This is a genomic window from Caryophanon latum (genome assembly GCF_001700325.1).
Classification (GTDB): Bacteria; Bacillota; Bacilli; order Bacillales_A; family Planococcaceae; genus Caryophanon; species Caryophanon latum.
The window spans coordinates 19,981-35,909 of sequence record NZ_MATO01000031.1 but is presented as its reverse complement, the minus strand read 5'-3'; the positions used below and the strand labels follow the sequence as shown (position 1 = coordinate 35,909).

At 44.1% G+C, this 15,929-nt stretch carries 16 protein-coding genes and 1 CRISPR repeat array; of the genes, 7 read left to right on the top strand and 9 right to left on the bottom strand.

Going from position 1 to position 15,929, the window contains the following annotated elements:
• Positions 1–39: 39 nt before the first annotated feature.
• Positions 40–1,539: a GGDEF domain-containing protein gene (locus tag A6K76_RS07645; protein WP_066463711.1), complete on the bottom strand. Its 1,500-nt coding sequence runs from the start codon at positions 1,537–1,539 to the stop codon at positions 40–42.
• A gap of 358 nt (positions 1,540–1,897) precedes the next feature.
• Here A6K76_RS07645 and A6K76_RS07640 point away from each other — a divergent pair, with 358 nt between their 5' ends.
• On the top strand, positions 1,898–2,788 hold the full coding sequence (locus A6K76_RS07640) for a tyrosine-type recombinase/integrase (RefSeq protein WP_066463710.1): 891 nt from the start codon (positions 1,898–1,900) through the stop codon (positions 2,786–2,788).
• Between the two features lie 39 nt (positions 2,789–2,827).
• Here A6K76_RS07640 and A6K76_RS07635 read toward each other — a convergent pair whose 3' ends face one another.
• Positions 2,828–3,664, bottom strand: coding sequence for a hypothetical protein (locus A6K76_RS07635; RefSeq protein WP_066463709.1), 837 nt, complete (start codon positions 3,662–3,664; stop codon positions 2,828–2,830).
• A 135-nt stretch (positions 3,665–3,799) separates the two neighbouring features.
• On the opposite strand from A6K76_RS07635, the gene A6K76_RS07630 reads away from it, so the two are divergent.
• Positions 3,800–5,074 carry a DNA cytosine methyltransferase gene (locus A6K76_RS07630; protein WP_066463706.1) on the top strand — a complete coding sequence of 425 codons (1,275 nt, stop codon included), beginning with the start codon at positions 3,800–3,802 and terminating at the stop codon, positions 5,072–5,074.
• A gap of 39 nt (positions 5,075–5,113) precedes the next feature.
• Here the strand turns inward: A6K76_RS07630 and A6K76_RS07625 are convergent, their stop codons facing one another.
• The 3 genes from A6K76_RS07625 to A6K76_RS07615 all read right to left on the bottom strand — a co-directional run bounded on the left by A6K76_RS07625 (position 5,114) and on the right by A6K76_RS07615 (position 7,311).
• Positions 5,114–6,148, bottom strand: coding sequence for a C45 family autoproteolytic acyltransferase/hydrolase (locus A6K76_RS07625; protein WP_066463705.1), 1,035 nt, complete (start codon positions 6,146–6,148; stop codon positions 5,114–5,116).
• An 87-nt stretch (positions 6,149–6,235) separates the two neighbouring features.
• Complete coding sequence (locus tag A6K76_RS07620) at positions 6,236–6,829, bottom strand: hypothetical protein (protein ID WP_066463702.1); 594 nt, start codon at positions 6,827–6,829, stop codon at positions 6,236–6,238.
• Between the two features lie 65 nt (positions 6,830–6,894).
• On the bottom strand, positions 6,895–7,311 hold the full coding sequence (locus A6K76_RS07615; RefSeq protein ID WP_066463700.1) for a hypothetical protein: 417 nt from the start codon (positions 7,309–7,311) through the stop codon (positions 6,895–6,897).
• A gap of 187 nt (positions 7,312–7,498) precedes the next feature.
• Here A6K76_RS07615 and A6K76_RS07610 point away from each other — a divergent pair, with 187 nt between their 5' ends.
• The gene (locus A6K76_RS07610) at positions 7,499–7,999 is read left to right on the top strand and encodes an RNA polymerase sigma factor (protein ID WP_066463695.1); all 501 of its coding nucleotides are present in this window, start codon (positions 7,499–7,501) and stop codon (positions 7,997–7,999) included.
• Positions 7,989–8,825: a hypothetical protein gene (locus A6K76_RS07605; protein ID WP_066463694.1), complete on the top strand. Its 837-nt coding sequence runs from the start codon at positions 7,989–7,991 to the stop codon at positions 8,823–8,825. Before A6K76_RS07610 ends, A6K76_RS07605 begins: the two co-directional genes overlap by 11 nt.
• A 42-nt stretch (positions 8,826–8,867) precedes the next feature.
• Here the strand turns inward: A6K76_RS07605 and A6K76_RS07600 are convergent, their stop codons facing one another.
• The 3 genes from A6K76_RS07600 to fabG form a co-directional block, all read right to left on the bottom strand.
• Positions 8,868–9,185, bottom strand: a complete 318-nt coding sequence (locus A6K76_RS07600; RefSeq protein ID WP_066463691.1) for a hypothetical protein — start codon at positions 9,183–9,185, stop codon at positions 8,868–8,870.
• A complete protein-coding gene (locus A6K76_RS07595) occupies positions 9,175–9,744 on the bottom strand; it encodes a TVP38/TMEM64 family protein (RefSeq protein ID WP_066463689.1) in 570 nt (189 codons plus the stop codon). Before A6K76_RS07595 ends, A6K76_RS07600 begins: the two co-directional genes overlap by 11 nt.
• 128 nt (positions 9,745–9,872) lie before the next feature.
• Complete coding sequence (gene fabG, locus A6K76_RS07590) at positions 9,873–10,613, bottom strand: 3-oxoacyl-ACP reductase FabG (RefSeq protein WP_066463684.1); 741 nt, start codon at positions 10,611–10,613, stop codon at positions 9,873–9,875.
• Positions 10,614–11,014: 401 nt separating this feature from the next.
• Here fabG and A6K76_RS07585 point away from each other — a divergent pair, with 401 nt between their 5' ends.
• Positions 11,015–11,857, top strand: a complete 843-nt coding sequence (locus A6K76_RS07585) for a methyl-accepting chemotaxis protein (protein WP_066463683.1) — start codon at positions 11,015–11,017, stop codon at positions 11,855–11,857.
• Between the two features lie 56 nt (positions 11,858–11,913).
• Positions 11,914–12,360: a DUF4275 family protein gene (locus A6K76_RS07580; RefSeq protein WP_066463682.1), complete on the top strand. Its 447-nt coding sequence runs from the start codon at positions 11,914–11,916 to the stop codon at positions 12,358–12,360.
• Here the strand turns inward: A6K76_RS07580 and A6K76_RS07575 are convergent.
• Entirely contained in the window at positions 12,326–13,516 is a 1,191-nt protein-coding gene (locus tag A6K76_RS07575) for a hypothetical protein (protein ID WP_066463681.1), read from the bottom strand. The two genes, A6K76_RS07580 and A6K76_RS07575, sit on opposite strands and share 35 nt — an antisense overlap.
• 175 nt (positions 13,517–13,691) lie before the next feature.
• Positions 13,692–14,388: a CRISPR direct-repeat array (repeat unit 37 nt; unit sequence GTGTTAATCCTCTTAATCAAGGTTAGCCATTTACACA).
• Between the two features lie 356 nt (positions 14,389–14,744).
• On the opposite strand from A6K76_RS07575, the gene A6K76_RS07570 reads away from it, so the two are divergent.
• Positions 14,745–15,677: an Rpn family recombination-promoting nuclease/putative transposase gene (locus tag A6K76_RS07570; RefSeq protein WP_083995323.1), complete on the top strand. Its 933-nt coding sequence runs from the start codon at positions 14,745–14,747 to the stop codon at positions 15,675–15,677.
• Positions 15,678–15,929: the final 252 nt, after the last annotated feature.

Below are 15,929 nucleotides of genomic sequence, written 5' to 3'. Positions count from 1 at the left end.
ACATTAAATCATTAATGAATATGAAAAAAGCGCACGAAATTAATCGTTGCGCTTTTCGTCATGTAATAAATACGTATACGTGTCTTTCCCTTGACGCTTTGACATGTACAACGCCTCGTCCGCTCGCTTAAACAGTTCGAGCTCCGCTTCACGGCTTTCCTTTTGCAACGTTGCCCCAATGCTCACTGATAAAATCGCCCAGAGCGGATTTTTGTCGTGCTGGGTTCGAACGCGCTGCAAAATGTTTTGTGCCGCTGCCTGAAGCTTGTCCTCGTTCGCGCGTTCATAGACGATGCCGAACTCGTCGCCACCGAAGCGTACGACATAGCCTTTCTTTTGTACGACGTCTTTTAAAATCGTCGTCAACTCGCGCAGTGCGACGTCACCTTCTGCATGCCCGTATTCATCGTTTAGCTTTTTGAAGTTATCTAAATCGACGAGCATTAAGCCAATTGGGTTCGCCCCTCGACTTTCAATGAGCGAGTTCATATGCTGTAAATACGACGCGCGATTGTATGCACCTGTTAACGTATCGTATGTAGCGAGGCGAATCGTCTTCGTAAAAATTTTTAAAATGATGAGCATCGCAATGACGGCGGTAATGATGCCGACACCTGCCATCCATGAAAAAATGCGACTATTTTTTTCTGAAATGGCAAGCTCTTCGATGTTGTCGTATTTCGCATAAATGATTCGCTGCGTCGCATTGCCGCGCGTCTCCTCTGCTTTGTACGGCAAGAAGCGGTGCGTTTCGATATAGCCGTCTTGTAACGTCTTTCTCACCTCAGCTACTTTACCTGTCTCAATCGCGTTGTAATAAGCTCGGCGTATGTCCGCATTTAAATCATCAACCGTCATTAAATCACTCGAGAAGTTTAACGCGAACCCTTCATACGTTAAAATGCGCAAATCTCGCAGCCCTTCGTTGTTCGCTAACAAATTATCGACCGTTTCCTCGTAGCCGAAATATTTCGCCACACTCGTATCGCCAAAGCGAATGCCAAACTCAAGTAAATAGCGATGATCGGGCGTTGCTAAGTAGCTATACATCCACGCATCACGCGTCGCCGCTGAATTTTCAAGCCCGTCAAAATAAAATTCATCAGTCGGCAGCCGCTCTTGAATGAGTCGCACAAACTCAGAACAGCACTCATTGAAATCGAAATTTTCACTCGGCTCATGCGTCGTCACCTCGACTTGATTTTCGGCATTAATGACGTAAAACTCACGCGGTGCATATTTTTTTGCAATTTCCTCTAAATCCCACGTATGAACGTCTGGATTTTCCTCATAATAGTCTCGCAGCTCATATAAGCCTTTGCGCATTTCCTCATCTTCTAGCTGACTAAAATACGCATGCGCACTATCCATTTCACTTAGCTGCATGAAAATGTTTCGCTCAATTACTTCACGCTGCTTATGTTGCTCCTCGATTACATTGTCTAAAAATAGCTTCGTCGTCGTGACAACCATCGTAAAAATTAAAATAAAGGCAAATATAACTAAGCTGAGGAATAATTTTAACGGTAAGTTTTTCACATTGCTCCCTACTTTACATTGGAATGTTGTCTATTACTTTACGTATGTAAAATGCACTTTTTATCAGACTATCAACATCACCTGAAGTTGCTTCCACATCGATGCAAGCTTTGTCAAAGTCGCCGCTACGTCAAGCACTCCTTTTACGTCGACATTAGCTTGCAAACTACAAACTTATATACTAGTTATAGTATAATATATTAAGACAATATTCATAACCGCCTATTATTGTTTTACCTATTGTCCCACTTAAATAAACATTACTTAATTCCTGACGCAGTAAAAGTTTGTCGAATGTGCCATTTTTCGATACAATAAAAAGCGAACATAAGCTCGATACGAAAGGACGTGTAGATCATTGGAAGAAAACGTACTGCATTTACATCCGACGCTTCTACAAAAAAAAGCAGCCGATGACGTCCAAAAAATGCAACAAAAACGTCACGATCGGTATAAATATGACATTAAACATTTCATTGTGTTTTGCGAGGAGCAACATTTGCATGCAAGCTACGACAGCTTAAAACTTTACTTACATTATTCGCTTACAGTACAGCACATTAAGCTATCGACATTTGAACGCCGCCTCGCTGGAGTGAAATTTTATTTAAAATCGCTCGGTTTGCAGCCGACTGAAATTGAGCTAGAGGAAATTCGTCTCGTGCGCTCGCTGTATAACGAGCCGGAATTTTTACGCTTAAAGCCGCAAATCGGACAACGCGCTGAAAAGCAAGACGAGGTGCTGCGCCTGATCGACCGCTTCGACACCGACGACCCGAGCGACATTCGCATTCGTGCCATTTGCTTAGTAAATCTCATTACCGCATGCCGCCCGACCGAAATGGTGCGCATTCAAATGAAAGATTTCGATTTAGCGAACCGCACTGTATGGGTCATGCAAACGAAGCAAGGCTCGATGATTGAAAAGCGCCTCACACTCGAATGCGTCCAAGCGATTGAGCGCTACCGTCGCACGTTTGACCTTCAGCCAGAGCATTACTTCGTCGGGAAAATGGATAAATGGGGGCATTACCATAGCGTCAAAATGCACGAAAGCAGCTACAATCGCTCAACGAACAAATGGCTCGGCTTCGCACCGTACACATTCCGCAAAACGCAAATTACGTCGATGTACAATAAAGGCGCCGACATCCCAACGATCGCCAAGCAATCTGGGCATAAGTCCCATCAAACGATTATGGAGCATTACATACAAGTGCAAAAAGATGATGTCGATGAGTTTTTATAATGAAGAAGAGGCAAAGCAATTTCTCGCTTTGCCTCTTTGTTATGTTGTTTTTTTCGTTTTCACCTTTTTTGGAATGACAATATTGTACTCGGCCTCTAGCTCTCGCAATATGTGGTTATGATTAGTCGAATCGTATTGTACTTCAACGTACTCACCTAACGTATTCAACTGTTCAAGTGTTGTCACCGTCGTTTGTTCGACAAGCTGTTTGTACGGCTGAAACTTCGCATAGCTACATTTGCCACGATTTGAGTCTTCGGTCATCGGATTAATCGGACGATATGCCACTTTAAAATTTTTACTTAATGCTAAAACGGTTTCTTCATTGATTGGCTGTAAAAATGATAGTAAGTCTTCAATCGTTTCAGGTAGTTGTGAACCTTGATATAAGCAGTTTGCAACGTCATCGCCTTCACCTACGCCTGCAACGACTTTCACAATGTCCTCATATGTAAATACGTCAGTAAACTCGCGCGCTGTCAGTCCACTACGTTTCCCAAAACTAACACTTACCCCTACAAAGATTGACGCATTTTTTGTATGCTTCCATTCATTTGCCCATTGCGTACAATCGCTGACGAGTCGTTGAAATGCATGTTCGCCAAACTCTCGTACAATACGTTTATGCGAATACCAATTGCCGAAGTAATCAGCGTTTGTCAATTTAGCAGAAATTTTCAGTGGCGCGCCGTTCGCAAACGTAACGAGAATATCAGTCTTCGCATTTTTACTGCCGACACGCTTCGCACTTACAATTTTTGCATTTGGTTGTATGTTTAACGCGATCATCCACTGCGGTAATTTTGCTGGTAATGCTTGCTGCTGCGCGATAAACTCCGCAATATTTTCTTCAAATTGATCCGTTTTCACTGACATCGACTTCACCTTTTTCCTGAAATTTCAACCATGCATATCCTTTTATCATACGCCACTTCCAGTAAAGTTTCCAACAACTGTTCCACGAAAAAATATGTTAAAATAAAAAAAGCACTTTTTGAAAGGAAGATGTTTATGGAACAAAATAGTAGCACTAGAGGTAGAGGTAAAGTGAAGCCATTGCAAAACCTTTCGACAGAGCACATTCAAGCAATTTTACTTGAGAAAATCGAAGAAGAAACTGCACTCATTATTGATGATCCGGCCGATGAATTATTGCTTCAACACATTCAGTACAAGCCGAAAAAATATAATATGGCCGGGCTGTTTTCGGGCTGTGGTGGCTTAGACTTAGGCTTCGAGCTTGCTGGTCTTGTAACAGCTATCGGTGAAGAAGCCGCGTTTGAAGCTTTCCAATCAAAAGAAACGTACGAAGCATTACGCCATGAAAGCGTATTCCACACCATTTACACGAACGACATGTTTAAAGAAGCGAACGAAACGTACAAATTAAACTTCCCATCACACGTCATTCAGCACGAAAAAGACATTCGCAAAGTGGCGAACTTTCCATTATGTAACGTCATGCTCGGTGGCTTCCCGTGTCCAGGCTTTTCAGAGGCAGGCCCTCGCTTACTAGACGATAAGCGCAACTTTTTATACATTCATTTCATTCGTGCGCTCATGCAAACGAAGCCTGAATTTTTCATTGCAGAAAACGTAAAAGGCATGATGACGCTCGGGAAAGGTGAAGTTGTGCGTCAAATCGTTGAAGACTTTGCATCAGCAGGTTACAACGTGAAATATGAGCTCGTCAACTCGCGCGATTACGGCGTGCCACAGTTACGCGAGCGAGTATTCCTCGTCGGCGTACGTCACGATGTTGATTTTGACTACGTATTTCCTGAGCCAACGCATGGTGATGCACCACATTTAAAACCGTTCGTCACATTGCACGATGCAATTGGCGACTTACAAGCGAATCCTGGTCCTTACTATGACGACGCTTCGTTCTCAAGCATTTACATGTCACGTAACCGTAAAAAAAGTTGGGACGAGCAAAGCTTCACAATCCAAGCGTCTGGTCGCCAAGCACCGATGCATCCAGGCGGCGAGCCGATGATAAAAGTTGGCAAAGACGATTGGCAATTCCAAGGTACTGAAAATCGTCGTCTGTCCGTCAAAGAAATCGCGCGCATTCAAACATTCCCAGACTGGTACGAATTCAGCAGCGGCGCACCGACGAAAAACGAAAACGGTCAGCTCGACAAAATTTATAAACAAATCGGCAATGCTGTTCCTGTACTGCTTGCTCGTGCGATTGCTCAACCAATTGCCGACTATGCTGCACGTCAAATCCAACAAAACGAATTACCTGCACAATTATCATTTCAAAGTTCATTGTTTTAACGCAAAAAGACCAAGCGAACAAAATCGCTTGGTCTTATTTTATGTTGCTTCATTCGCAAATCCATGCGTCGATGCGAGCTGCCCTTTTAGCTTCGTCATATGAAGCGGCATACCTTGTAGCCATTGTGCAAATGGTAGCATAATCGGTGGGCGGTCGCTGCCGAACGAAATGCCGACGCGCTTCGTTGCTGGTTCGTAAATGGCGGTATGAATCGTGCCGTCCCATGCGCCGTATTTCGTTGCGAATACACCGCGTGCTACGTCGTTTAATGTCGCATATGCATCAGCAAGCTGCGTATGCGGTGCGTCGTTCATTAGCTGTGTGCGTCGAAGTGAATCTTCCGTGCGGTAACGATTTTCGTCGGTCAGCTTTTCGAAATGATTCGTGCAAGCGAGCGACTGACGTGTTGTGACGTTGCGGCTTGATGCTTCGACGACGATTGCGTCACCGTGTGCATCAACGACACAATAGTTAAACGCATGCTTATGTGGAATCGCTGTTAATAGCGCAACCGCTTCATTCGTCGTGCGGCACGTTTGTAATACGATGCGCCCAATCATATTACAGACGAAGCCATCACCGTGCGAGCGCGAATTGACGAAATTATAGCCCATCGACAAGCCGTGCTCATTCATGCCATCTGTGCGCCCTGTTACTTGCATCGTCGGGCCGATCGTCGCATAGCCGCCATCTGTCGGAGCGAACAAGACGTAGCGCCCATCATACGTAACAGGATCGTTATCGTAATTGCGAATCATATAGCGGTCCGTCATCATAATCGAGCAGCCGCTTCGCTGATTCGCGTAATACCCAGCAAACTGCACATATGCCTCGTCCTCTGTCAGTAATAAGGCGTCCTGTAGCCCACGTATTTCATCGAGTAGCTGCGGCGCAAATTGCACGAGCAACGATTGCACGTACGGCACATCAACGACAAATTTTTTCAGCATGCGTGCAGCCATTAGCTCGCGATTTTTCATAAACGGCGTGTTCGCAATCATTCGCCCTTGATACACTCCGAAGTCATAGTGTGTACCACGAAATTGCACGACGTTACTTATTACATTTTTCATATCGTTCGTTCCCTCATTTAATGTTTCTTTCTATTATAATGTGCCACATAAAAAAGGTGTAGCAATGTAACTTGCTACACCTTTTCACTATGCATATTTACCGTGGCGCACCGACAGCATCGGCTTAATTTTTTGTGCATCGCCAATTACTTTGTCGCGCTGCTTGTCCATACCACCGTACCAAAGTTCAATCGTTTCAATCATTTTTTCCGGTAGCGCCTCGTCTTGACGCATCATATGTACAACGGCGTTCATCGCTTTTGTGCGTTCGACGTAAAACGGAATACGCTTTTCAAAATCAGGGCCGACTTCTACGTCAAATAGCTGACCGAGACGAATAATATGTGCATTCATTGAGCGCTCGCCGTACAGTGCTGATGCAACGAGTGCTACTTTGTAACGGAAGTCGTCATCGTCTTTAAAATAATCGTTAAGTGTTTCAAGCACGTCCTCTTGAATTTTCACAAGGCGTGCATATTGCGTCGTCGCAAGCTCCTTCGTGTCCTCAAACATCGTAATCATTAAGTTCACTTCATCCATAAAGTCTTTGGCACGCTTTAAATTTTCGCCGTCTGAACTATAGCCGAGTAATAGCTGCGTATTTTCGTTTACGTAAAAGCGCTGTAAATACGCATGCAATAAAATTAAACCGTTATATTCGATTTGTGCTGGATTCGTCATCATTGAAAACTCCTATCATTTAAATATGATAAGCGTACCACATATTTCGTAAAAAATCGCACATTTTATTGCACGTTTACTTTCGCATGAATCGGCTCTTCACCACCTGGCATAAGCTGCAGCTGCCAAAGCTCATCTTCTTGCTCATAAATGTACGAATATCGATATGCTAAGTCATTCACAAATACGACGTACAGCTGGTAATCGACTTTCCCTTCTTCAAACGCATCGATCGTAATGTTTGAAAAAGAATGCTCGTATTCACCGCCATCATCATACAGCCACACTTCCTCACCACTAATTTCACCAATAGCACTCGCCTCGCCAAATATTTCGCTCACTTGCTCCTTCGTTAAGCCCGTTTTACCATTTTCCTCAATAAACTGCTTCATTTCGACCGTTTCGCTTACTTGCTCCTCACTACATGCAACTAACGATAACGTCGCCATACCGATCATGATTTTTAAGATATACCTTTTCACCTAAATCCCCCATTTATACGCTACTTAATAACTACATTATAACCGATTGGAACATTTTACATATGTATTACAGTACGAAAATATATGGAAGAATTGGCAAATCGCCATGAAATAGTCAAATAATTTTTCATATTTGCGTCCTCGTCTGCATTTTTTACGTATAGTAAATAAAAAGGAGGGGACGCACATGGATATTGATGCACTCATTGATGAGCATAGCGATTACTTATACCGCATCGCTTTTATTTATACGAAAGATTTACAAGTGGCGGAGGAAGTTGTGCAAGATGTGTTTTTCAATTTTTACCGCACGAACCAATACGATGGGCGTGCCTCGGTCAAGACGTATTTAACGAAAATGACGATCAACCGCAGCTACGATTATTTGCGCAGCTGGAAGCATCGTCGCACCGTCGTGTTTGAAGCATTCACCAAATCAGGAGCTAGCGCGGAGCACAAAGCGGTCGCAACCGAGGAGCGCACCGAGGTGACGAACGCCGTATTACAACTACCTGTGAAATATCGCGAAGTATTACTACTGTATTATTACGAGGAGCTAAACGTCAATGAAATTGCTGAGCTTTGTAAGCTGCCGTTATCGACCGTGAAGTCCCGCTTGCAACGAGCGCGCCAACAGCTAAAAACGATTTTGCCACAAACGGAATGGGAGGTGCTACATGATGCATAAACAATGGAAAAAGGAACTACGCAACATCACACTATCAGACAGTCAAAAGGCGAAAATGAAAATCGCGATGCAGCAGCCGCACACGTATAAAAAACCGCTCGCACCACGTATCATTTTCCCTGCCTTTATCGTATTTGCACTATTTTTCATCATGTGGAAGCCGAATAGATCAGGCTTATCGAGCGCGGCAGAATCGATCGTGTTTGACGATATTACACTGCGCATCGTCATTTGGTTGACAATTTCACAGCTGTTGCTCGTCATTGGCTACTTGTTCGCCATCACGTGCATTCGCAACGTTAAACGCTGGGACAACCGCCCACTCATTCAACGGCTGCGCGTGCTGCTCAATATGTGGCAAGGACACGTTATCGGTACACTGCTTCTACTAGCGATGATGGCGGTGATGTGGATCGTCACACTCATCGTACCGAACACGCTCGTAGCTGAAGCATTTTTTACAATGAGCTTCCTATTTTTCTTCGTCAGCATATTAACGTACTTCACGCGCAGGGCGAATAAAGGTAAATGCCCATACTGCAACACGTATTTTTCGTACCGACAGTTGCTGAAGCTCGGCTTTAAGCTCACACCGATTTGCCCAATATGCGGCGAGAAAATGGCTCCGAAAACGTATCATGGTGCAGATAGTGCGTCATACGTTTGGGTTCCAGCCCTCATGCTGCTGCAATACACGACGCTTTATTACTGGTACGTTGTCGCGTTGTTCGTCGCGGGTGGTTTGTTTATCGTCCTTTACATTTTGCCGTACCGTACTGAGTATATGCCGCTGCAAAAAGACGACTTACCACCACCACTTTGGTAAACAAAATAGGTGATGTTAGCACGCGCTAGCATCACCTATTTTTTATGCCAATACCCACGGCACGACGAGATCGAATTGCGCGATGATGTATTCACCGTGTCGCTCAAATGTTAGCGCCGTCGTCTGTTCAAGTGGCATGTCACCGATTAACACATATTCACCGATGTAACGATGCATCGGCTCCTCATCAAAATGACTTAAATGCCGCGGCTGATTCATATGCACGCCCCACCGCTGAAGGAACGCACCGAGCTCCGTTTCGTTCACCGCCTCGTAAAAATTGCGACAATATAGACAATCGCACACATCCACTTGCAGCGCTTCGTAATACGCCGCCGTTTTCATTTCATCAATCGGCATGCACCGTTCCTCCAATATGCGTCTTTACAGCTTTAGCCGCCGCACCTAATACGATGACGTACAATAAGACGAACGCAGTCGTTAACATCGGACTGTTTTGTAGCTCGCTACCTGCTAGTGAATAAACGAGCAAGTTCGGCATTTTCCCGATGCACGTCGCGACGCAAAATGCGGTAAACGAAATGCCCGTCACGCTCGCAATTGTGTTGAGCGCGGCAGACGGCATAATCGGAATAATGCGCCCGATTAGCACTGCTAAAAATCCGTGCTGCTGCATGAATAATTCAAATTGTTTGCCGTACGTATATTTGGCGAGCTGCTTGGCCGCGTATTGCCGAAGCAGCTTGCGCATGAATAAAAACATCGCGAGCGAGCCGACAATATTACCTGCAAGACTAACGGCAAATGCGACGTACCAATCAAACTGCGTCGCAAGCAAACCGACGACGAGCGGAGTTGGCAAAAACGGCACGCACGACAGCACCGCGAGTAAACAAAAGGCAAGCAGCAACCCGATTGCTGGGCGCTCCTCGATCATCGTTGTAAAAAAAATTTCCATAGCCACCTCAATTAAGCTGTTTCAAACGTTGACGCATTTAGCCACGAAAAGTTGCAAAAAGCGTAAAAGGCAGTTGCTGCTACCTTTTACGCAATTCATTTAGACATAAATACATTACTACATTTAAATTACATCATAATGCCGCCGTCTACATGTAGTACGTGCCCGTTTACGTAATTCGATTCGCCTGATGCTAAATATAAATACGCATTTGCAATTTCAACCGGCTCGCCTAAACGTTGCTGTGCGATGACCGATGTCATTTTCTCGATCACTTTCTCCGGCATTTTTGCGACTAAATCGGTGCGCGTAAATCCTGGTGCGACCGCGTTCACGTTAATGCCTTTACGCCCGAGCTCCTTCGCCCACGTTTTCGTCATACCGATGACTGCGGCTTTCGTTGCGGCGTAGTTCGTTTGCCCGACATTGCCGTACGTGCCACTCACTGATGACGTATTTACAATTTTACCCGCGCCTTTTTCGATGAGCGTCGGTAATACAGCTTGTGTACAGTTGAACACGCCTGTTAAGTTGACATCGAGCACTTTTTGGAACTGCTCCGCTGTCATTTTCGTTAGCATCGCGTCATTTGTAATACCGGCGTTGTTAATTAATATATCAATCGTACCGAATTTATCGATCGTTTCAGCAACGAGTTGTGCTACGCTTTCCCGGTCAGCGACATTTGTTTTGACGAAGTGAACATCTTTGCCTTCAGCTGTTAATGTTTGTACTAAAACATTTCCTGCAGCTTCATCCATATCTGCAATCACAACTTTCGCTCCTTCTTCTGTGAAGCGCTTCACTGCCGCTTCCCCAATTCCTTTTGCCCCACCAGTAATGATGGCTACTTTATGTTGTAAACGCATGTGTATGTCCTCCTTCAAGTCCGTTTGCTACGTGTGATGTGTAACTGCTAGTATATTACCAACGTTTCACATCTTTCTAAACATGCTCTTTTGAAAATTTAACGAAATTATATAGTTATTCATTATTGTAAAGTAGCTTAAATGTTGATTTGACAGTATTTCGTTACACTACAAAAATTTTTTAGAACCCCGGTTTTTACGTGAATCGATTTTAGCGTTTTATTTGTTTGCTGTTCACATTGAAAGCGTCACTAACTATCCACTCTACCCGTCTCGATGCATAGAGCTGAACATCGACTTTATTTCCATTTTCCGAAAAATAGACGTGTCAATTGTACATACACACTTCTAAAAACATGGTAAAATAGTAAAATAGAATCAAACGTTAAAGGAGTTTTCTCATGAGCAATTTACCAAACACATTACATCCAAACTTACAGCATTACGTTAGCATTGCACCACTTTTAGAGAAGCTTTTTTCAGAAGACGTCGTAATCACAATTTCTGACCGAGAAAAAGTTGTTAGCTTTACAAGTCCGCTCGTGAAAGTCGTCCCAGAAGGTGTCCTCGGTCGCCGCCTTGAAGCGGATGATCCGATGGTGCAAGTCATTCGAACGAACCGTGAAAACATTTTCGAGGTGCCTGCATCAAAATTCGGCAGCGACATGCGCATTGCGATCATTCCGGTGCGTGACGAAAACGATCAAGCAATCGGTACATTCGCCGCATCATTTAGCATTCAAAACCGCGTATCGCTCATTGAAATTGCTAAAACATTCGGCGAGTCGTCTGATCAAATTCATGCTTCGACCATTTCACTCGATGAATCAGCTACGACGTTAACAGAGTACATGAGCGCCATTACAAACGCACAGCAAAACTTAGTAAATCAAGTGAACGACTCCGCAAAAATTTTAGAAATGATCAACAGCGTCGCAAAAAGCACGCGCATTTTAGGCTTCAACGCGGGTATCGAAGCCGCACGCTCTGGAGATGCAGGGCTCGGCTTTGCGGTCGTTGCACGAGAAATTACGAAGCTTGCCGAACAAAGCGCCAACTCGGTAAACGAAATTGGGCGATTGCTCGACGAAATGAAAAAGCGTGCCGAGGAAGTATCAGACATTATCGCCCATACAGCGAACGTATCAGAAACGCAAGCAGATGCCATCCACAGCATTTCTGAATCAATTGAAGAACTAACGCACGTCGCCGTCAAAATCGACGAGCTCGCAAACAAACTGTAATAACATTTCGGTAGCGTTGTTCATAGCTACCGTTTTTCAATTGGAGGAAATCATACATGCACACACTTATCGAACAATTAACGAAGCACCGCATTGCGTTTGCCCATTACGACTACTACGCCCCTGCATTTTTAAAGTGCTGGGAAAACAAGTTCGTCCCATTAACAGCCGAGGAAAAAGAGGAAATTTTTTTATTGAGTGATCGCTACAGCTGCGGCTATTTATGGCACGTCTTTAGCTACGAGCGCCGCCAACACGAAAAAGGCACTGCGGCAAACGAAGCGTTCACCGAGCACCTAGCTAGCGCGTATTACGTTTTCGGTCACCATTCAGACGACGTGCTCATCATCAATCAGCCCGCAAAGCTCACAGCCGCGATGTTTGCTGAATGCGAGGACATTTACGTCGTGGACAAAGTGTTTACGTGGTCGTACGTCGTGACGCATGAGCGCAGTCTTGGTCCGTATTTTAGTCATTACAAATCCAATGCACTTCACCCGTAAAGCCATCAACAAACTGCAAATGCGCTCCGGTTGGCGACGTCGGGTACACTAGCTCATACACAAAGGAAAAGCGACGGCGATTATCAATGTCACGCTCTAACGTTAGCTCCACGTCAGCATATTGATACACAATCGCATTCGCCTCCGCAAGTGTGAGCTTCGGCTTTTTCAGCGTGCGCAGCTTGTCATACGGAATGATGCACTGCGACACCGATAAAATTTGATTCGTCTCCGTATTCATATGCACGGAAATCGCATGAAAATCAAACGCTATGTCATCGATAATATACACAAATCGCAGCGTCACATATGCATCTTCCTCTAGCAGATGACGCATGCTTCCAAGGTTCTCAAAGTAATAATTCGCATATTCCTCACCGCTAATTCGCTTCACGACGCGGCACGCTCGCACAAATGACGCCTCTTCTGCACATCCCTCATCCTCACTGTCGATGCGCCAGTAATACTCTTCGTCACGGTGCTGCATCGTCACATCACCTTGTCGCCCACCGAGTAAAAATGCGTCCAAATCTGAAATCAATTCAACATCGGGCAACGTTTCAAACTTCGCATCTTGCATCATAGGCTCCTCGCTCCATAGCCGCACATGCCCGTCCACCCCAACGCCATACAAATCAAAGTTTTGCACGTACGCATATTGCCAGTTCAGTTCCGGTGCAATGCCAAGCTTCACAATCGGTTGCGTATGTAAAATCGCCCGCGCCTCGTCATGCGAAATGATGTTCTCTGGATAGACGAACTCCACATCATTTTCAAGTAATACGACATGCTCAACAAAGCCAGTATAACTAATCGTAATGCGCATGCCACTGTTTGGCACGTACACGCGGTATTTCGGCTCGCGCATACTTAGCTCGACGACGAACGATTCGCCATCATCTCTCACTTCCGTCACAAACAAATGCAGCATACGAAACACGTACTGCACATCATATGTAATTTGCTGAAGCTGCTGCGGTGTAATACGCGCCCCTTCCTTCTCACCATAATACGAAATCATTTCAACATTCCCATTCACTTCATACACATCAGCAATATGTTCACCCGCTGCATTGTAGCAATACGTCAGCTCGTCCTCCTCGTGAAACTCCTGCCGCGCCACCTTGCCAACGAACGGCTCGATTAACTGTAACATCCACACGCCCCCTTTTTATTATTCTCTCTTATTATAAAGTGCTGCGGGATATGTGCATACAAAAAGACACCTGCACAAGGCAAGTGTCGGGTGGAGAAGGTGGTTGATCCTCTAAGGCGAGGGTTTCGATTTATACGATTGAAAACTATGTGGAAGACAACTACAAATCGGATATGTGTTAATCCTCTTATTCAAGGTTAACCATTTACACAAAAGTGCAATGGTAACAAGAAAATTAGGGCTTACGTGTTAATCCTCTTAATCAAGGTTAGCCATTTACACTACAGCATCATCTTTAATGTAACCAACAGCTTCACCTTGTGTTAATCCTCTTAATCAAGGTTAGCCATTTACACAGCTTCCCATAAAGAAAGCTTTGTTTCGACTTTCTTAGGTGTTAATCCTCTTAATCAAGGTTAGCCATTTACACTAACATTAATTAAAGCAAAATTTGATATTTAAGGAGGTGTTAATCCTCTTAATCAAGGTTAGCCATTTACACACTTACGTTGATACACGATATAATAACGGTATTTGCAATCGTGTTAATCCTCTTAATCAAGGTTAGCCATTTACACATAAACTTAAAAAATGTTTGCAATTGAAATATAGGCATGGTGTTAATCCTCTTAATCAAGGTTAGCCATTTACACATCACCAACAAAACTTGCCACCGCAGCCGCATACGAACGTGTTAATCCTCTTAATCAAGGTTAGCCATTTACACAAATTATAGTTCTTCTTGGAGCTTAATGATGACGTTGTGTTAATCCTCTTAATCAAGGTTAGCCATTTACACACTTAACTACGGATAATACTTTGAGTAAGGTAAATGGTGTTAATCCTCTTAATCAAGGTTAGCCATTTACACAGTACCGTTTTTCGTCCTTACTCTCCCAAGCGTTTCACGAGCCATTTTACATGGTGACTGGTGCATTTTCATTTGGAATTTTCAGGGATTATATCGATATAGTGAAATGAGCATGTAACACGTAGTCCAAAGCCTTTTTCGTGTAAATGTTATTATATTGACATAGGTATGGTGAACGCCGTTTTTGGCGAAAAAACGCACCATGTTTTGCGGTGTGAAATGCACCACTTTCTCTTTCTTTAGCTTACCAATTTCCACCTTTTTTGTACAGCAAATTTTCATTTTGCGCCAGTTGCTCGACGTTGGTTCGATCTGTTCGTATGCTATAATCAAAACTAACGATAGAGGTGATTTCCGATGAATCAACAAGCATTGCGACGCATTCCGCTGCACAAGCTCATTGATTTGAAAGTAGATTTTGCCTTTAAGCAACTGTTCGGCAGCGAGCGCAACAAACATATTACGATTGTCTTTTTGAACGCGATTTTGGCACGCACTGGACGCGATACGATTAAAGAAGTAACGTTTTTGAATGAGGAACTCGGTGGTCAGTACGACGGCGACAAGCAATCACGCCTCGACTTGCTTGTAAAAACGCAGTCGGGTGAGCATATTAATATCGAAATGCAGCTATCGAATCAAGATGATATGATGAAGCGTACGTTGTATTACTGGTCGCGCTTGTTTGCGAAGCAGCTCGAAAAAGGAAAAGGCTATCGAACGCTCTTGCCGACGATTACAATTAACATTTGCAATTTTACGGTGTTTAACGATTTAGCACATTATCATACGACGTATCATTTGTACGAAGACGCGGAACTGAAGCGTTTACGTCCAATCGATGACGTACTCGAAGTGCATTTTATTGAAATGAATAAATTTTTGAAAGCGTGGCACGACAAAAAATTACAGCCACTGGATGATATTTTAGCGAGATGGTTGTTGCTGCTTGGCATGATCGACGCACGCAAAGAAAAAGTATATACGGAAATTTATGAGGAATTGGAGGAGCTGGCGATGAAAGATGAACATTTAATCGATGCGTTCGGGACGTGGGAAGAGCTGAGTCAAACGCCGGAGACACGCTTTGCATATGAAATGCGACTGAAAGCAATTATTGATGACGAAGCGAGATTGAGTGATGCGATTGACAAAGGTGAAGAGCGTGGTATTGAAAAAGGCATTCAAAAAGTGGCACAGCAAATGCTGGCAGCGAATGTCGATATAAACACGATTCAACAGTTTACCGGCTTAGCGTTGCAACAAATTCATCAGCTACAGGAAAAGTAATGAAAGGTCGTCACGCGGAACGAATACCGTTAGCGAAAAACTTCTTTGCATTATACGTGGATCTTGGAACAATTCAACAAGCAACGGGGCTTTCTATTGACGAACTTGAGAACTTAAAACGACATCTATAACTTTTGTAGCCGCCCGAAACGATTCGAGGCGGCTTTTTTTATGCAAACTTGCTTATCGTATCGAACAATGGGGATTACATGCACATGAGAAAAGACGACAACTTCGTGATAATACGAAGCG

What these genes read in the sequence shown, in the direction of transcription:
- A6K76_RS07600 (WP_066463691.1), bottom strand. Translation starts at nt 9,185, where the DNA reads ATGCCGATTGATGAAATGAAAACGGCGGCGTATTACGAAGCGCTGCAA.
- A6K76_RS07625 (WP_066463705.1), bottom strand. Translation starts at nt 6,148, where the DNA reads ATGAAAAATGTAATAAGTAACGTCGTGCAATTTCGTGGTACACACTAT.
- A6K76_RS07585 (WP_066463683.1), top strand. Translation starts at nt 11,015, where the DNA reads ATGAGCAATTTACCAAACACATTACATCCAAACTTACAGCATTACGTT.
- A6K76_RS07605 (WP_066463694.1), top strand. Translation starts at nt 7,989, where the DNA reads ATGATGCATAAACAATGGAAAAAGGAACTACGCAACATCACACTATCA.
- A6K76_RS07580 (WP_066463682.1), top strand. Translation starts at nt 11,914, where the DNA reads ATGCACACACTTATCGAACAATTAACGAAGCACCGCATTGCGTTTGCC.
- fabG (WP_066463684.1), bottom strand. Translation starts at nt 10,613, where the DNA reads ATGCGTTTACAACATAAAGTAGCCATCATTACTGGTGGGGCAAAAGGA.
- A6K76_RS07595 (WP_066463689.1), bottom strand. Translation starts at nt 9,744, where the DNA reads ATGGAAATTTTTTTTACAACGATGATCGAGGAGCGCCCAGCAATCGGG.
- A6K76_RS07570 (WP_083995323.1), top strand. Translation starts at nt 14,745, where the DNA reads ATGAATCAACAAGCATTGCGACGCATTCCGCTGCACAAGCTCATTGAT.
- A6K76_RS07610 (WP_066463695.1), top strand. Translation starts at nt 7,499, where the DNA reads ATGGATATTGATGCACTCATTGATGAGCATAGCGATTACTTATACCGC.
- A6K76_RS07575 (WP_066463681.1), bottom strand. Translation starts at nt 13,516, where the DNA reads ATGTTACAGTTAATCGAGCCGTTCGTTGGCAAGGTGGCGCGGCAGGAG.
- A6K76_RS07620 (WP_066463702.1), bottom strand. Translation starts at nt 6,829, where the DNA reads ATGACGAATCCAGCACAAATCGAATATAACGGTTTAATTTTATTGCAT.
- A6K76_RS07635 (WP_066463709.1), bottom strand. Translation starts at nt 3,664, where the DNA reads ATGTCAGTGAAAACGGATCAATTTGAAGAAAATATTGCGGAGTTTATC.
- A6K76_RS07630 (WP_066463706.1), top strand. Translation starts at nt 3,800, where the DNA reads ATGGAACAAAATAGTAGCACTAGAGGTAGAGGTAAAGTGAAGCCATTG.